Origin of the sequence: Mesorhizobium sp. WSM2240 (assembly GCF_040438645.1) — a bacterium.
Classification (GTDB): Bacteria; Pseudomonadota; Alphaproteobacteria; order Rhizobiales; family Rhizobiaceae; genus Allomesorhizobium.
The window spans coordinates 4,645,585-4,662,349 of record NZ_CP159253.1 but is presented as its reverse complement, the minus strand read 5'-3'; the positions used below and the strand labels follow the sequence as shown (position 1 = coordinate 4,662,349).

16 protein-coding genes are annotated in these 16,765 nt (G+C 62.0%); 10 read left to right on the top strand and 6 right to left on the bottom strand.

The genetic code is table 11. The annotated features are described in order from the left end of the window. The first annotated feature begins 8 nt into the window (after window positions 1-8). The 4 genes from ABVK50_RS23080 (at window position 9) to ABVK50_RS23065 (ending at window position 4,127) form a co-directional block, all read left to right on the top strand. The gene (locus ABVK50_RS23080; protein ID WP_353644367.1) at window positions 9-1,997 is read left to right on the top strand and encodes an adenylate/guanylate cyclase domain-containing protein; all 1,989 of its coding nucleotides are present in this window, start codon (window positions 9-11) and stop codon (window positions 1,995-1,997) included. A 164-nt stretch (window positions 1,998-2,161) separates the two neighbouring features. Continuing rightward, entirely contained in the window at window positions 2,162-3,256 is a 1,095-nt protein-coding gene (locus ABVK50_RS23075; protein WP_353644368.1) for a CapA family protein, read from the top strand. 198 nt (window positions 3,257-3,454) lie between these two features. Continuing rightward, window positions 3,455-3,949, top strand: coding sequence for a DUF892 family protein (locus ABVK50_RS23070; protein WP_353644369.1), 495 nt, complete (start codon window positions 3,455-3,457; stop codon window positions 3,947-3,949). A 22-nt stretch (window positions 3,950-3,971) separates the two neighbouring features. Further along, a complete protein-coding gene (locus ABVK50_RS23065) occupies window positions 3,972-4,127 on the top strand; it encodes a peptide ABC transporter permease (RefSeq protein WP_353644370.1) in 156 nt (51 codons plus the stop codon). Between the two features lie 70 nt (window positions 4,128-4,197). Here the strand turns inward: ABVK50_RS23065 and ABVK50_RS23060 are convergent, their stop codons facing one another. Both ABVK50_RS23060 and ABVK50_RS23055 read right to left on the bottom strand, forming a co-directional pair. After that, on the bottom strand, window positions 4,198-5,643 hold the full coding sequence (locus tag ABVK50_RS23060; protein WP_353644371.1) for an NAD-dependent succinate-semialdehyde dehydrogenase: 1,446 nt from the start codon (window positions 5,641-5,643) through the stop codon (window positions 4,198-4,200). A gap of 218 nt (window positions 5,644-5,861) precedes the next feature. Continuing rightward, a complete protein-coding gene (locus ABVK50_RS23055) occupies window positions 5,862-6,371 on the bottom strand; it encodes a superoxide dismutase family protein (protein WP_353644372.1) in 510 nt (169 codons plus the stop codon). A gap of 292 nt (window positions 6,372-6,663) precedes the next feature. Between ABVK50_RS23055 and ABVK50_RS23050 the strand changes: the two genes are divergently transcribed. Then, window positions 6,664-9,204: an NAD-dependent epimerase/dehydratase family protein gene (locus tag ABVK50_RS23050; RefSeq protein WP_353644373.1), complete on the top strand. Its 2,541-nt coding sequence runs from the start codon at window positions 6,664-6,666 to the stop codon at window positions 9,202-9,204. A 106-nt stretch (window positions 9,205-9,310) separates the two neighbouring features. On the opposite strand, the gene ABVK50_RS23045 is transcribed toward ABVK50_RS23050, so the two are convergent. The 3 genes from ABVK50_RS23045 to ABVK50_RS23035 all read right to left on the bottom strand — a co-directional run bounded on the left by ABVK50_RS23045 (window position 9,311) and on the right by ABVK50_RS23035 (window position 11,308). Beyond that, entirely contained in the window at window positions 9,311-10,030 is a 720-nt protein-coding gene (locus ABVK50_RS23045) for a metallophosphoesterase (protein WP_353644374.1), read from the bottom strand. Between the two features lie 23 nt (window positions 10,031-10,053). After that, the gene (locus ABVK50_RS23040; protein ID WP_353644375.1) at window positions 10,054-10,863 is read right to left on the bottom strand and encodes a hypothetical protein; all 810 of its coding nucleotides are present in this window, start codon (window positions 10,861-10,863) and stop codon (window positions 10,054-10,056) included. Window positions 10,864-10,993: 130 nt separating this feature from the next. Beyond that, on the bottom strand, window positions 10,994-11,308 hold the full coding sequence (locus ABVK50_RS23035) for a hypothetical protein (protein WP_353644376.1): 315 nt from the start codon (window positions 11,306-11,308) through the stop codon (window positions 10,994-10,996). A 172-nt stretch (window positions 11,309-11,480) separates the two neighbouring features. Here ABVK50_RS23035 and ABVK50_RS23030 point away from each other — a divergent pair, with 172 nt between their 5' ends. From ABVK50_RS23030 to ABVK50_RS23010, 5 genes are all read left to right on the top strand, one after another. After that, a complete protein-coding gene (locus ABVK50_RS23030; RefSeq protein ID WP_353646970.1) occupies window positions 11,481-12,416 on the top strand; it encodes a dienelactone hydrolase family protein in 936 nt (311 codons plus the stop codon). A 3-nt stretch (window positions 12,417-12,419) separates the two neighbouring features. Continuing rightward, window positions 12,420-13,091: a phosphoribosyltransferase gene (locus ABVK50_RS23025; RefSeq protein ID WP_353644378.1), complete on the top strand. Its 672-nt coding sequence runs from the start codon at window positions 12,420-12,422 to the stop codon at window positions 13,089-13,091. Between the two features lie 30 nt (window positions 13,092-13,121). Next, window positions 13,122-13,589 carry a YbhB/YbcL family Raf kinase inhibitor-like protein gene (locus ABVK50_RS23020; protein WP_353644379.1) on the top strand — a complete coding sequence of 156 codons (468 nt, stop codon included), beginning with the start codon at window positions 13,122-13,124 and terminating at the stop codon, window positions 13,587-13,589. An 84-nt stretch (window positions 13,590-13,673) separates the two neighbouring features. Next, entirely contained in the window at window positions 13,674-14,102 is a 429-nt protein-coding gene (locus ABVK50_RS23015; protein WP_353644380.1) for a CBS domain-containing protein, read from the top strand. 216 nt (window positions 14,103-14,318) lie between these two features. Next, a complete protein-coding gene (locus ABVK50_RS23010) occupies window positions 14,319-15,449 on the top strand; it encodes a site-2 protease family protein (protein WP_353644381.1) in 1,131 nt (376 codons plus the stop codon). A 302-nt stretch (window positions 15,450-15,751) separates the two neighbouring features. Here ABVK50_RS23010 and ABVK50_RS23005 read toward each other — a convergent pair whose 3' ends face one another. Continuing rightward, a complete protein-coding gene (locus tag ABVK50_RS23005) occupies window positions 15,752-16,705 on the bottom strand; it encodes a PfkB family carbohydrate kinase (protein ID WP_353644382.1) in 954 nt (317 codons plus the stop codon). Window positions 16,706-16,765: the final 60 nt, after the last annotated feature.

The following is a 16,765-nucleotide window of genomic DNA, read 5'->3' as shown; positions in this document are numbered from 1 at the left end:
ATAGTTCGTTGAAGCTGCTGGGCCGCGCAAAGACAAACCCGGCTCCGGCGGAACCGGCTGACCAGACATGGAGCCGGCCGCTCCAGTCGCTGCTTGGCGTGACGACGGTGTTGCTGATCGTCCTGGTTTCGGCTGCCCTTGTCGGCTTGAACTATCAGCGCGCCCGCACTTCGGCCATCGACAACGCCAAGGCCGACATCGGCATCTTTTCCGACCGCCTGATCGACCGGTTCAACGTCCTTTCAGGCCAGACCGTAGCTTTTGTCGGAGTGGTTTCATCCGTCGCCAACGCGTTCCTCGTGCCGCCACCGGAGCGCCTGGACGACAAGATCGCGGCGCTGCGCGAATTCATCACCCGAGCCTCGCAAGTGGACGGGGTCTATGCCGGCTATCCGGACGGCTCCTTCTTCCAGGTCGTCAACCTCAGCAGCGAGGGCTGGCGAAGAGCACTCGATGCGCCGGAGGATGCGGCCGTGGGCATCCGCATCATGGCCGGTGGAACCGGCGCCAATAAGACCGAACAGCTGATGTTCCTCGATTCGGCAGGAACGGTGGTCGGGCAGACATCCGGAAGGCCCACGGATTTCGACCCGCGCACGCGCCCCTGGTACAAGGCGGCCGCGAACATTGAGACCCCGGTCTCGATCGGGCCCTATCAGATGGCGACGACCGGCAAGTTGGGCATAACGATCGCCCAGTCCCACAAGGGAAATCGCAGCATCGTCATCGGCGCGGATATCCTACTCGACACCATCACCGACTTCCTCGCCGCCGAACGCATGACGCCCGACACAGTCGCGTTCATCGTCGACACTTCGGGCAATCCGGTCATTCATTCCGATCGCGAAACGATGCGGCGGCTGATGGCGCCCGCTAGCCAGTCCGTTCCGCCGCCGTCGGGCGCGGAGGATACGCTGATCGAGAATATCCGCTCGGACGATTCATGGACCGACGAGCCGCGATTCGTCGATGTCGGCGGCCGGACTTTCCTCGTCATGCTGACGCCGATCCGATCGGCGCTGCTGCTTGCCCGGCACCGGGTCGCTGTGGCCGCGCCGCTCGACGAACTGATGGCATCGGCAAATCGCGGGCTGGTCCATGGCCTGCTGATCTCAGCCGTCGTCGTGGGCGCGGCAATCGTCCTGGCGCTGGTCCTTTCGCATCTGGTCACCAAGTCGCTCGAACGACTCACCGACAGCGCCAAGCGGCTGCAGAACCTCGACTTCACAACGCCGGTGGAAACCTCCTCGCATGTCAGCGAGATCTCGTCGCTCGGCAAGGCGATGAACAGCGCCCGCGACGCCATATTCACCTTTGCCCTTTATGTTCCGAAAGAGTTCGTGCGCAAAAGCATACAGGCTGGACATTTCGCCGGCAGGTCGGCGCGACGGCAGGAGGTGACGGCGCTGTTCACCGACATCTACGATTTCACCACGATCAGCGAAGGCCACTCGCCAGAGGAGGTCGTCGCCATGCTGTCGGAATATTTCGACATTCTGGACGAGGCGGTGACGGCGCATCACGGCTCGATCATTCAGTTCCTTGGAGATTCCATCTACGCGATGTGGAACGCTCCTATTCGGGATCCAGACCATGCCGAGCACGCCTGCCGGGCCGCGCTGGCGGCGGAGCAGCGCCTCGATCTCTTCAACAAGGCGCAATTGGCCAAAGGCTTTCCGGAGTTTCGGACGCGCTTCGGCATCCATACAGGCGAGGCGGTTGTCGGCAGCGTCGGCGCGCGCGAGCGACTGCAGTACACGGCGATGGGCGATACGATCAACGTCGCCTCGCGGTTGGAAGGCATGAACAAGATCCACCGCACCACGATTCTGGCGAGCGCTGCGGTCGAACGGGCCTGTTCGGGCGTGATCGAGTTCCGCCCGCTCGGATCGGCCCAGGCGAAGGGCCGCATGGGGATGCTTGAGATCTATGAAGTCGTAGGCGTTAGCCCGGCTTCAACGGCGGCCGACCGGGAAGAACTACCCGCCCGCCCATGAGCGGAAGGTGAAGGCGTTCGGCCGGCTCCCGCAAATCAACACCGATTGTGGAACCCTCGGTCCAACTCGATGTTGGCGGGCAGAGGATGCGCACAAGACCGATGCCACCGATCGCGATGCATGCCGGGTCAGTCCCGGTGCCTGAACAGCCCGCCAGAGGAAGCATGAAGCTGTTCCTGTGCGGCGATGTCATGCTCGGGCGCGGCATAGACCAGATTCTCGCCAACCCAGGCGATCCGCAGCTTTACGAGCGCTACGTCAAATCCGCGACGACCTATGTGGAGCTTGCCGAACGCATCAATGGCCCGATCCCGAGAATGGTCGAGGACACATATATCTGGGGCGATGCGCTCGCTGAATTGGACCGCGAAGCTCCCGACGCCCGGATCATCAATCTCGAGACCAGCATTACCACCAGCCTCCAGCCGGTGCCCAAGGGCATCAATTACAAGATGCACCCTGCAAACATCGGCTGCCTGGCGGCGGCGTGGGTAAGCTGCTGCGTGCTCGCCAACAACCACGTGCTCGACTGGGATGAGCCGGGCCTCGTTGAAACTCTCGATGCGCTGCGGCATGCCGGCCTCGCCTATGCCGGCGCAGGGTTTGACGCGGATGAGGCGGCCGCACCCGCCGTGATCGAAGCGACAATCGGAGGCCGCGTGCTCGTCTTTGGATTTGGGCTGGAGACGAGCGGCATCCCGCTTTCATGGGCAGCCGGCGCCTACAAGCCGGGGGTCAACCTGCTCGCGGATGTCTCTGCCCGATCCCTTGAGCAAATCGCCGGATCCGTCGAGGGCATGAAGCAGCCCGGGGATATCGCGGTCGCCTCGATACATTGGGGTGGCAACTGGGGGTATGAAGTCGCCGGGCAGGAACGTGCGCTTGCCCATGCTCTGATCGACACCGCAGGTTTCGATATCGTGCATGGGCATTCCTCCCACCATCCAAAGCCGATCGAAATCCACGACGGCAGGCTGATCCTCTACGGATGCGGCGACTTCCTCACCGACTATGAAGGGATCACGGGCTATGAGGACTTCCGGGGCGACCTGGCGCTGATGTACCTGCCGCGGCTTACCATGCCGGAGGGCAAGCTGCTTTCGCTCGATCTTGTGCCGTTCCGGCTCCACAAATTCCGGCTGAACCGCGCCCCGCCCGAAGATGCCGACTGGCTCGCGGCCATGCTTGAGCGCGAGAGTTCGCCTTTTGGCACTCATGTCGCGCTCGGGAACGACGGCCGGCTCTCGGTATCCTGGTGAAGACGCCGGGCCTTCGGATTCAGGCGGATCGTGAACAATCGTGGCGCGCTTGCAACGGCGCGGATGCCGGCAGGCGGCGCCCGGATTCCGATTGGAACTAGCGGGCTGCGATCCAGTTAGGGAGGTAGAGTCCCCTCATCGGAGTACTGCCGTATCTTACGGAGATCTCGGCGGCTCGAGGCAAAAAGGATCACCATCATGCAGATCACCACTTTCAAGGACATGTATCTTGCCGAACTTCAGGAGCTTGCGAGTGCCGAAGGTCAACTCGGAGAGTCGTTGCTCCAGATGGCGGAAGTGGCGTCGCATCCGAACTTGAAGGATGCGCTCCTCCACCACCGCGAGCAAACCGAGGTCCAGAAGGAACGTCTCGTCTCGCTCCTGCAGAAGCACGGCGCCGAGCCCAGAGCGCACACCGATCAGGCAATGCAGGCGCTCATCCATGAAACCGAAAAAATGCTTAGCATGCTGAAGGGAAATGACCTCCGCGATGCCGGCCTCATCGCATCCGCCCAAAGGCTCGAACATTATGAGATCGCGGCATACGGGACCGTCGCAGCGCTGGCGGGCCAACTGGATCTGCGCGACGATCAGCAAATCCTGCACAAGAGCCTTGAAGAGGAGAAGCAGACCGATATTCTGCTGACCAAGTTGGCCAAAAGCGAAGTAAATCCGGATGCGGTGGCGGCTTGAGCGGCGCTCCGCATTGCAAATGATGGCCAAGAACGACGACTCCGAGCAATTCACCTATCCGGGCGAGAAGGCGCGCCAAGGTGAAATCATCCTCAGAACGCGAGCACGGCGCATCATCTTCATCGCTGGGCTGGTGGGCCTTGTGGTGCTCGCAATCGTGATGCAGCTAGCGCTCTGACAGCGGCGTGCACACCGATGCGCCGATCGGTACAAGAAGCCGTTGATCAGCATCAAACTGCGGTTGCCCGTCATTCGGTCTTGGCGGAAGCGGCCTGACGCCGATCGGCGGCGGGCGAGCCGCCACTTTCCGACACGACCACCGTCTTTATGTTGACGAATTCCTTGATGCCGTAGTGTGAGAGTTCGCGGCCGTAACCGCTCTCCTTGACGCCGCCGAAGGGGAGTTTGGGATGCGATTGGACCGTTCGATTGACGAAGACGGAACCCGCTTCGATGGCCTCGACGGCGAGGCGCTCACCACGGTCGATATCACGGGTGAAGATGCCGCCGCCAAGTCCGAAAGCGGAATCGTTCGCCGTATTGATAGCCGTCGCTTCATCTTTGACCGGAATAATGGCGGCCACCGGCCCGAACATCTCCTCGTCGTAGGCGGGCATGCCCGGCCGCACATCGGTCAGAACGGTCGGCGGGTAAAAGGTTCCGGGTCCGTCAGGAATCTTGCCGCCCAGCAGGCAGCGGGCGCCCTTTGCCAGGCTTGTCTCGACCTGGCGATGCAACGCGTCGCGCAGATTATGGCGTGCCAGCGGGCCGACGGCCGTATCCTCTGACAAGGGATCGCCCATCTTTGCCGCCCGCATTTCCTCGACAAATGCTTCCTCGAAGCGGGAACGCAGACTGTCGACAACGATAAAGCGCTTGGCCGCAATGCAGCTTTGACCGGAATTGACAAGGCGGCCTTCGGCACTCGCCTTGGCGGAGAATGAAACATCCGCGTCGTCAAGCACGAGATAGGCATCGCTGCCGCCGAGTTCGAGGACGGTCTTTTTCAGCATCTCGCCGGCTTTGCGCGCTACGGCTCGGCCGGCGGGACCGCTGCCGGTGAGCGTGACAGCACGAATAAGCGGATGGCCGATCAGTTCGTCGACGGAGCCGGAGCCGATCAGAAGCGTGCGGAAAAGATGCTCTGGAAATCCCGCTTCGCCAAATACCTCCTCGATGGCAAGCGCGCAGCCCGGGACATTCGACGAATGCTTCATGACTCCGGCATTTCCCGCCATCAGCGCCGGCGCTGCAAAACGGAAAACCTGCCAGAACGGGAAGTTCCAGGGCATGATCGCAAGGATTACCCCAAGCGGCTGGAAGGTAACGAAGCTTTTGGCGGCTCCGATGTCGATGATTTCGGGCGCAAGAAACCTGGCGGCATTGTCGGCAAAGAAATCGCACCCGTCGGCGCATTTCTGCGTTTCCGCGACGCCTTGCTTGATCGGTTTGCCCATCTCTTCGGCCATCAGCCGGCCATACCGATGCGCCCTCTCACGAAGCAGGCGGCCTGCGGCGCGCATTAATTTCGCCCGCTCGGCGATATCGCGGCGACGCCACTGCAGCGAGGCTTCGTGGGCTTGCTCGACGGCGTGCCGAACGGCGGCCGGTGAGGTTTCCTCATAGCTTCCGACAGTTTTGTCGGTCGCTGGATTGACCGCAGTGAACGTCATCGGCGCAGAGCTTTTTGGCATGCTAGCGCTCCCCGTTAGCGGATCGAAGCTAGAACAGGAGAACACCCAGTCATAAAATAGGTTCCTGTGCGGCAAGTCGCTTGGCGGGCGTACCGGCCACATTTCAATGACAGAAGCGCCGCCCTACCGGGGCGCTGGATTGTGGCAGCCGGCACATAAGTGCCGCGTTTCGCCTGACGACTCCTTGAGCGGCCAGCTTGTTCGTCGCCGGTTGTTCGCTACTCGATGACTGCGCAAGCCTGACGGTTGCCTGCATCCCCGGAGGGTTGACTTTCGTAGTCGTCTTGTCCGCCGTGAATCATCAAAGCTTTGCCGCGGATATTCGTCTCGCCTTCGTCCAATTGCACTGATCCGTTGAAAACCTGTGCGCGAAGCGTGCCGTCGGCGCCGACATATTGGTTGGGCATATCGCCTGCATGCGGGCCGCCTTCAACCTTGTATCCGTGCTCTGCGTCGGTCGGATTAAAGTGACCACCTGCCGATTCAAATCTTGCCGCAGGATCGCAGCTTCCGGTTTCATGGACATGGAACGCCACCCACTGGCTTGCTGGCAATCCCGTGACTTCGATTTCGATCAGCACGCCGCCTTCGGTTCCAGTCAACGTGGCGTTGCCGTTTTCTTCGCCTGCCGTGTTGACGAATTTGGCGGTTGCGGAAGGCTGCTCCTGAGCGCCGGAGACGGCGGTCAGCAGAAGGATCGCTGTGGTGGTGACGATTGCGCGTTTCATGTCCAATCTCCCGGTCAAGCATCAAGATGGTTGAACTGTGCAGGGGCGATTTTGTTCAGCGCAAATTCGCGTACCGGTTTAGTCACCTGGCTGTTCACGGTCCGCGCCGTCGGGAACAAACTCGCGCGACATGGCGTTTTCGCTGCATCCGGCGAGTGCCAAAAGGGAGAAGCGTTGCAACCACGCGAGTCCCCTTAGCGTGCCTGTATCGATAGCCGTCGGGCGGTCAATTCGACCAATCGAAGTAGTGGATCGCTCGAGATTTCATCCCCTCCAGGAGCGGAGAATCGGAATGACTGACGCGAGCCATCCGATCGTCCTCATCACCGGCTCTAGCGGCTTCCTTGGCCAGGCGATCGCGCTTGGCCTCAAGGATCGCTACCGCGTGATCGGCCTCGACGTGAAGCAGCCGAGAAAGCCGATCGAGGGAACGACCACCTTCGAGATCAACCTGACGTCCGACGAGAGCGTCGATGAAACAATGGCGCGTGTACGCTCTACCGCCGGCGACCGCATCGCTTCGGTCATTCATCTCGCCGCCTACTACGACACGACAGGAGAGGACAATCCGAAATATGACGCGGTTACGGTACAGGGCACGCGCCGCCTGCTGAAGGCGCTGAAGAACTTCGAAACGGAGCAATTCGTGTTCTCGAGCACGCTTCTCGTCCATGCGCCGAGCCCGGAGAAGGGCGTGAGGATCGACGAGAAATCCCCACTCGATCCCGCGTGGGCATATCCCCGGTCGAAGGCCGAGGCGGAAGCGTTGATCGCGAGGGAGCGCGGGAAGATCCGCACGGTGACGCTGCGGCTTGCGGGTGTCTATGACAAAGACTGCCGCGCCGCCTTCATCGCTCAGCAGATCGCGCGGATTTTCGAGCGGCTGCCGACGGCCTACCTCTTCGCCGGCGATATCAAGAGTGGTCAGCCCTACCTGCACAAGAAGGACCTCGTCGACGCGGTCGTGCGGACGGTCGACCATCGGCATGAGCTTCCCGACGAGACCGTGCTGTTGATCGGCGAGGAAGAGACGCCGTCCTACGAGGAGATGCAGAAGCGTATCGGCCAACTCGTGCATGGCGAAGACTGGCGAACGCTCGCTTTACCCAAAAATCTCACAAAGCTTGGGGCTTGGCTACAGACCGAGGTTCTGGAGGAGGACACCGACATCAAGCCATGGATGATCGAGAACTCCGACGACCACTACGAGATCGACGTCTCGCGCGCCAAGGCCCTGCTGGGTTGGCAGCCGCGGCACAGCCTGACAGGCACGCTTCCCGAGATGATCCGGCGGCTGAAAGCCGATCCCACCGACTGGTATGAGAAGAACAAGCTCGAATCTTCGGTCGTCGCGGCTTCAGAGCCCGAGATCGACCAGGCCGAACGGCGACTGCAGGCTCCGCTCGAGCGCAGCGAAAAGGAGGTCGAGGCGGCGATGGAACGGCACAGGGCGTGGACGCTCTGGGCGCCGCTGGCCAATGTCGCGCTCGGACTTTGGCTGGTCACGTCACCGGTTATGCTTGGTTTGTTCGATCCGGTCACGGCGCCAATTCCTCCGGCGCTGGGACATGAGATCGCCGAACCCGAACTCCGCAACATGCGCCTCGGCATCAGCGAGATGGTGTCCGGGCTGTTGGTGATGTTCTTTGCCTTTGTCGGCATGAGCCGCCGCTGGCGCTGGGTGCAGTGGATTGCAGCGGCTGTCGGCATCTGGGTGATGTTCGCGCCGCTCGTGTTCTGGACGACGAGCGCCGCCGCCTATGGAATCGACACCCTGGCCGGCATGTTGATAGTTGCCTTCGCTGTGATGATCCCGCCGACTCCCGGCATCAGCTGGCGCGCCCTGGCCGACGACGACGACCGGCCGCTCGGCTGGAGCTACTCACCGTCATCCTTCACTCAGCGCATCCCGATTATCGCGCTCGCTTTCATCGGGCTATTTGTCTCGCGCTATCTTGCCGCTTTCCAAATGGGGCATATCGACGGTTTGTGGGACCCGTTCTTCGGGCCGGGCGGCGCGCCCGTCTCGAACGGCAGCGAGGCGGTCGTGACGTCCTGGGTCTCGAAAGGGTTTCCGATCGCGGATGCCGGGCTCGGAGCCTTTGCCTACGCGCTCGACATCCTTGCCGGAGCCATTGGCGACCGCCGCCGCTGGCGCACCATGCCATGGATGGTTTTCTTGTTCGGCCTGCTGATCATCCCGCTCGGCGTCGTCAGCGTCAGCTTCATCATCATCCAGCCGCCGCTGATTGGCGCGCTATGCACGCTCTGCATCATCCAGGCGGCCGTCACCGCCATCCTCATCCCGTATTCGATCGACGAGGTACTGGCGACTTTGCAGTATCTCTGGCGCGCCAACAAGGCCGGCGAGCCGGTCTGGCGAACCTTCTGGATGGGCGGGCCGGCCTTGTCGGAGGATCAGACGCCCGAACCCGACCTCGACCGTCCGGTGGGAAGCGTGTTGCGCGATTTCATCACAGGCGGCGTGACCTTCCCGTGGACTCTGGTGGCCAGCATCACCCTCGGAGCGTTTTTGATGGCCACTCCATTAATGTTCGGCACCCAGCCGCCGCTCTATTTCAGCGATCATGTGGCTGGCTGCCTCGTCATCCTTGTCGCCGTCACCGCGCTGGGCGAGGTCGTCCGGCCGGTACGGTTCCTCAACGTGGCGCTTGGCGCCTGGATTCTGGTCTCGCCTTTCCTGCTCGGCGGTGCCTCGACCGCCGGAACAGTCGCCCTCGTCGTGATAGGGCTCGCTCTCATCGGGCTCAGTATGCCGCGGGGCACCCGCAGCGAGGAGCATTATGGCGGTTGGGACCGGGCGATTGTCTGAATTGGCTAACAGGCCGCCGAGTGCCGGGCGATTTTTGCGAACGGTGTCAAGCGCCCGCGAGTTCGGCCGGCGCGCCTCCGTTCCCGGTCGGCTGCCTGCTCACAGTTCAGATTTCGAGGAGCGCATAAGGGCGGCCGGTAGGCTTCTCCACATGCGCGGCCACATTGTACACTCGAGCGCCACCCGGCGTGCGCCCCTCATAGGCGCCGCGATGCGCATGACCATGCACCACAGCGCTCACCTGGAAGCGGTCGATGGTTTCGGCAAGTCGGGACGAACCAAGAAACGGAAAGATTTCGGGCGGTTCTCCGGCGACGGTTTCCAGGATCGGCGAGTAATGCAGCACCACGACGACACGTTCGGCACGGACCTGTCGCATCGCATTCTCGAGACGTATCGCCTCGTTGACGCTTTCCGCCACCATCGTCTTGATCGCGGGCTCACCGAAGGAACCGAGCATGCGCCGACCGAATCCGCCGATGAATCCCTTGACCCCGACGAAGCCCACTCCGTCGATTTCGGTGGCTTGTCCGTCGAGCAGGTGGACGCCTGCGTGCCGCAGGATTTGGCTGACCTCCTCCACGGCGGCGCTTTCGTAATCGTGGTTGCCGAGAACGGCGACGACGGGCACCGAGCAGGCGCGCAAGTCCTCTGCCAGGATTTCGGCCTCGCGCGGCTTGCCGAGATCGGTCAGGTCGCCCGTGATCACCAACACGTCGGCCGCGTGCGATATCTCTCCGAAGAGGTCGCGAAAGGACGTGTTCTGTTCCTCTTTCACGTGGAGGTCGCCCATAGCGGCGATTTTGAGCGTGTTCTGGTCGGCCATACGAAGAACAACTCCCGACACGATCAGTCGTTGCGCCGCTCGCCATCACAACCCAAATCGGCGAAGCCCCAGTCCCTGACGTCGGTCTCGTAATCGATCAGCGAGTACATCCGGCCGCGGCAGACCTTCATATGGGAAGCGGGCAGTTCACGCTGCTTGGCCAGCCGGTCCAGCAACTCATCCAACAGCCATTCAGGGATATGGGCGCGCTCGCTGGGATAGATCCAGCGGAAATTCAGCAGATGGACGAGCAGCACCTCCCAGTGCACTTCCATGTAGTCGAGCAGACGCTGCCAATCGATCTGATCGTGCGCCTTCAGAAGCAGATGGGCGACGTCGGCGCCGTCATAGCGATCCCTCACCTGGATGAAGGATTTGGACCAGATGAGTTCCGTTGGCCCGATAATACTGACAGGAATGCCGAAGAGTTCGATCGCGCGCGCGTGCTCGAACCAGGAATCGCCGACCGGCACGGCACCATTGGACGAGGAGAAGATGACGTCGAAAAAATTCCGGCCCTGGAAGACTTTGCCGAGCCAGCGGTCGTCCTCGACTTCGACCGCGTATCCCCTGTCCTTGAAGAGGGCGAGAATGCGCGTGCAGTCCCCGGCTTTGCAGAAGATGTCGAGATCCTTCGTCTCGCGGGAGATGCCGGTATAGGCGCTCACGGCGTAGGCGCCGGCAATCAGGAAAGGAAGGCCGCTGGCGGCAAGTTCGCTGATGGCTGCGGCATAGAATGTTTCCGCCTCCGGGTTTTCATGCGTCGGCGCGGCCTTCGCCTCGATGGAGGCATTCGTTTCCGGGATCGAGCCCGGGCCTTGGCGAGCGGCCATGCGTCAGTACCTTCCGGGAAGGAGCCGGGGTTCGTACCTTGAAACATTGAACGATGTCCGCAGGTTCCGTGGCGTGTTTCCGTTTGGGTGCAGTTTTTGCGACCATGCTGAAGACAGTTAGGGTCCGCCGCTACTGCTTCGGCTTCTCAATGCTCGGCGGTTCGTCCTTGCGGTCCGTCTGCCTGGCGACCGCGTCGGCCTGTGTTTCCGTGGAATAGGGAGAAGGCTGGGCCTTATCCAGATCGCCGGCATCGGCCACCCTGCCGCTTCCTGCAGTTGCCGCGCGGCCGCCCCGATCGGCGGAAGGTGTGGTTTCGCCCTCCTTCCAGACCTCCTTCGGATCGGTCATGTCCTCGGTGTCCAGGTTGGCCTTCCGTCGCTCATGCACCGTGTTCGTCCCGGTTGTCCGCAAGAGTTCGGCATCCCTATCACCATTTTTTGTCATGTCAGCCTCCGGGCTTGGTCGTCTGGTCGCCGCCACGGTTTCCGCCGTACGTTCCCTTGGGCTTTTCGCCGTGCTTCCGTCCTTCAGGTTCATTGCCATCACAAGCCTCCATCGCTGGCAGCCCAATCCGGCTGGACTCTCAAGCAAACGGAACAGGAGCATCGTGGTTCCGATGGCGACCGGCTGCTGCGCAGATGAAGCAAGGCGAAGCTATGGTCGCAAATGTCTGGGCCGACCGCTCCATCTCGATCGATATATTTCTGCGGTCGAAGGAGGGCGAGGCCGGTTTGAGGATCGTACAGGCGCCGGAGATGGGCTGGCGATTCAGTCGCACATCAAATCTTTCGTTACGGAACGATCAGCGCCTTTTTCGGTTATCGACATGGCATCCGGTGACGCCGTTGCCAGCACTGACCCGCGCAACGCCGAACCTGTTCGGAGAGCAGCCATGTCAGAGGTGCTATCCAGCGATATAAGAGAAGTTCGGATCGAGCCCGAGAGCCTCGACGGCCTGCTCGGGATTCCTCAGGGTGCGCTGGGCATTGTCATCTTCGCGCATGGAAGCGGCAGCGGCCGGCTTAGCCCTCGCAACAATTATGTTGCGAGCGAACTGAGAAGTGCCGGTCTCGCCACGTTCCTGCTGGATCTACTCAATCCCGAAGAGGAACGCGACCGGCGAAACGTTTTCGACGTCGAATTGCTCGCCAGGCGTCTTGTCTTGGCTACGCAGTGGGTCCGGCGGAGACCGGAGTTGTCCGGGCTGAAGGCTGGATATTTCGGCGCGAGTACTGGCGCGGCCGCGGCATTGCGGGCAGCGGCCGCCGAACCAGACATTGCCGCCGTCGTTTCACGCGGCGGCCGGCCCGACCTTGCACTGGAAGTGCTGCCAGCAGTGCGCGCACCGACGCTGCTCCTCGTCGGCAGCCGCGATGGCCCTGTAATCGGCATGAACGAACGAGCTTACGACGCCCTGGGTGCGGAGAAGCAGCTTGTGATCGTCGAGGGAGCAGGACATCTGTTCGAGGAGCCGGGCACGCTCGACGAGGTGGTTCGCCATGCCACGCAGTGGTTCGTGGACCACTTGAATCCTTCCGCTGAAAGGACCTGAACGGTGTTTGAAAAACGGCAAGCTTTTCTTGATCGCCGGGAGGCAGGCCGCCAACTCGGTCAAGAGCTGGCGAAAACCGATTGGCGCGATCCGGTCGTGCTGGCGCTGCCGCGCGGCGGCGTTCCAGTGGGATTCGAGGTGGCAAGGGCGCTCCACGCGCCTCTGGATGTTCTCCTCGTTCGTAAGATCGGCGCTCCGGGGCATCCGGAATTCGCAATAGGCGCGGTGGTCGATGGCAAGGAACCGCAATTGGTCGTGAACGAGGAGGCCGCCCTGATACTCGGCCCTTCGTCGAACTATCTCGAGGCCGAAAAGAAACGCCAGCTCGTCGAAATCGAGCGGCGGCGCGAGCGCTATCTCGGAGCCAGGGCAGCCGTGCCGACGGACGGGCGGACCGCAATTGTCGTCGACGACGGTATCGCTACTGGCAGCACGGTGAAGGTCGCGTTGAAGGCGCTGCGGCGCAGCAGTGCAGATCGCGTCGTTCTCGCGGTTCCAGTCGGGCCTCGAAGCACCATCGAGGCTCTTCGGGAACAGGCCGACGAGATCATCTGCCTCAGCATGCCGGAGCCTTTTCATGCGGTCGGCCTGCACTATGTCGATTTCGAGCAGACCTCGGATGAGGAGGTTATCCAACTGCTGAAGGCGGCTGCGACCATGCCTGCGGAACGCTGACCGGTGGTACTCACCTGAAAGGAACATAACATGCCGCTCACCCTCATCAGCCCTGCATTCCCCGATGGCGGCGCGATTCCAGAAAGATACACCCGCGACGGCGAGAACGTTTCGCCGCCCTTGAAGTGGTCCGGAGTGCCAGAAGGCGCCAAGAGTCTGGTTCTTGTCGTGGATGATCCGGACGCCCCGCGCGGAACATTCGGCCATTGGGCGGTCTTCAACATCGCTCCGGACGCTGACGGTCTGCCCGAGGCCGAGGGAGGCAAGCCCGGCCCGGATGCGCTGAGGCAGGGCAAGAACGATTTCGGCAACGCGTATTATGACGGCCCCGAGCCGCCCAAGGGGCACGGCGTCCATCACTATCATTTCCGGCTTGCCGCGCTCGATGTGCCCAGCCTCGACGTGCCTGGACAGCTTGGCGTCGACAGGATTTGGGAAGAGGCGCGGAAGCATGCCGTGGAAGAAGCCGAGCTTGTCGGGACCTACCAGCGAAACTGAGCAGGCCAGCCATGCCGGCTACCGGCGAAGGCGCCGGGAGAAAGGGGGAGCAGTAGAGATATGTCGATCTGAAAGGAGCATCCGATGCAAGTTCAGGAAATCATGACACCGAGAGCCAGGGTGATCAATCCCAACACCAACATTGCCGAGGCCGCAAAAGCGATGCGTGCGGACAATATCGGCGCGCTGCCGGTCGGAGAGAACGATCGGCTGATCGGAATGGTGACGGACCGCGACATCGCCATGCGCGCGGTCGCCGAGGAACGTCCGAGCGGGAATACAGCGGTCCGACAGGTCATGTCGGAGCATGTCTATTACTGTTTCGAGGACGACGACATCGAGCAGGCGGCGAAAGTGATGGCGGAGCACCAGGTTCATCGACTGCCGGTGCTCAACCGCGACAAGCGCTTGGTCGGCGTTCTAGCGCTGGCTGATCTTGCCCGTTCCAATACGGACGCCATGAAGACGGCGCTCGCTGGCATTTCGGAGCCGACGGACCAGCCCCGGCGTTGATTTCGACGCGGCCGCCGCGCTCAGATAGCGATCTTTCCGGCCGACGCGCCGGAAAGCCGGCCGGTTGTCGCCAACGATGAAGGACATGGGTGATCCCCACTCAGCCTGCCCCGAATGCGAATCTTGTCCGGGAAATCACCAGATGAAATCCCGAGGAGGATACCGGACCACCGAGGCCGGGCAGGTGAATACGAGCATCGCGGGAGCGAATGGCGGATGACATGGTCCTTCAAGCTTGGAACGATCGCCGGCACGGCGGTACGTATCCATGTGACTTTCGCGCTCCTTCTGGTGTGGATATGGCTCATGCACTATCGCATCGGCGGTGCGCCGGCGGCCTGGGAAGGGGTTGCGTTCATCCTCGCCATCTTCGCCTGCGTTGTGCTGCACGAGTTCGGCCATATCGCCGCGGCGCGCTACTTCTCTATCAAGACCCCGGATATCACGCTCCTGCCGATCGGCGGGGTCGCCCGTCTTGAGCGCATGCCCGAAGAGCCCGGCCAGGAGTTCGTGATCGCTATCGCCGGTCCGCTGGTCAATGTCGTCATCGCCGCGCTCATTTTCGTCGCTCTCGGCGGATGGGCGGGAATCGAGCAGATGGCGCAGGTGGAAGACCCGCGTAGCGGATTTCTGGTCAGGCTCGCCGGGGTCAACGTTTTCCTCGTCCTGTTCAACATGATTCCGGCGTTTCCGATGGATGGCGGTCGTGTTCTGCGCGCCGCCCTCGCATCGCGCATGTCCTGGCCGCGAGCGACCCAGATCGCAGCGTCGATCGGCCAGGGGCTCGCCTTCGTCTTCGGCTTCATCGGACTCTTCTATAATCCCTTCCTGATCTTCATAGGCATCTTCGTCTATCTCGCCGCGGCGGCGGAAGCGCAGGATGCCCAAATCCGCGACGTTGCCGCCAGCGTGCTGGTCGGAGACGTGATGATCACCGATTTCGCGAGACTGCAGGGCTCCGCGAGTTTGGATCAGGCGGTCGATGCGCTGCTGGCGACGACGCAGCGCGAATTTCCGGTGGTCGATACTGCCGGCCGTCTGGAAGGGCTGCTGACCCGCGACGACATGATCCGCGCTCTGAAAGAAGCCGGACCCGAAGCGCCGGTCGCCAGCGCTATGCGAACCGACATACCCAGCATCCACCGGCGCAGATCTCTCAGCGAGGGCTTGAGGATGATGCAGCAGAAAAATGTTCCGGCTATCGCCGTAATCGACCGTGGGGATCACCTTGTCGGTCTGATGACGTACGAAACCATCGGAGAGATGATGATGGTGCGCGCCGCCGTGCCGGAGGGGTTTAGTTTCGGCCGGCTGCGCCGGGGCAACCCGCGCTCCTCTCAAGTCTGAGCGACGTTTTGGCGAGGTACCGCCGGTCTTACGGGGTAATGCCTGTACTCGTTGCCAGCCGAGGCCAATATGCCCATTACCTTTTTAGAGGAAAGCGTGTCCGAGGCGTCATCTACTTTGTGTGCCAAGGCGTGGCTGAATCCACCGGCATCGCGGCGCCCGGATGACTCCCGGCGGGTTCAAGGCCTTCGAACACCGGTGGGCGCTGACGCAGGCGTTCGAAACTGTGCTTTCGGCCGTCTATTCGATCGACGGTTAAGACCGCCGGTGCACCGCCTGAAACAATCCAGCGCAGCCTGAGATCAGCTAACCCCGGCGCCTCGCAAGACGGAAACGATCATCCGGTCGAGCTCCGCCCTCGATGGATAGGATTCCTGCGCGCCTTTTCGCTGCACGGAGATGCTCGCCGCGGCAACACCCCAGCAGGCAGCTTCCTGTGCAGATCTGCCTTCGAGCAAGGCAACTGCCAACGCGGCAACGAAGGCATCGCCCGCGCCGGTCTTGTCGATTGCCTTGACCGGTGGCGCGGGTATCCGCGTCTCCTTCTGCCGATGTGAAAGGATGCAGCCGCCATTGGCAAGCTTGACGCACGAAATTTCAACTCCCAGCGAGTTCAGCCGGAGCGCCGCACGAGCCGCGTCATTGCTGTCCCTGATCTCGGCGCCGATGAGGTCTGCCGCTTCCTGCTCATTCGGTGCGATCGCATGAAAGCGGCCGAGTTGCTCCATATCGATCCGGTCGGCAAATGTGGGGTCGATCACGATCTTGAAGCCACGCGCTTCCGCCGCTCCGAAGGCTGCCTCCAACACGCGCGGAGAGACCTCGAAATCCGCAACCAGAATGGAGTGGTCAGGAGCTCTGTTGATTGAGGCTGTGACATTTTCGATCGCCCCCGCGTCCCAGGCGACGTTGGCGTTGGACGCGGAAAGGATCGTTTTCTCTCCGCCCTCCGGCACCGCCACAATGGCAATTCCTGTAAGGGAGCCTGGCGCAACACCGACCTGCTTCAATTCGAGACCCGCTTGCCTGAGGGGATTTAGCGCGACTTCGGCAAAATAGTCGTCCCCTACGCGCCCAAGGAGTCTTGTCGGTATGCCGAGCCGGTGGGTGAAGTAGGCGACGTTGGCCGCCTTGCCGCCGGCGCGTTGGGCGAAGCCGCCCGCGCGTACGGTCCCACCCTCGCCCAGCGGCTGCTTTATGTCGAATTGCAGATCGGCGTTGATGCTGCCAAGCGACAGAATGGCTGGACGGTGCAATCCAGGAACTCCCTTCGACTTCGACAACACGCGGTTTCCGGAATGACTTCGGGTGGGAAA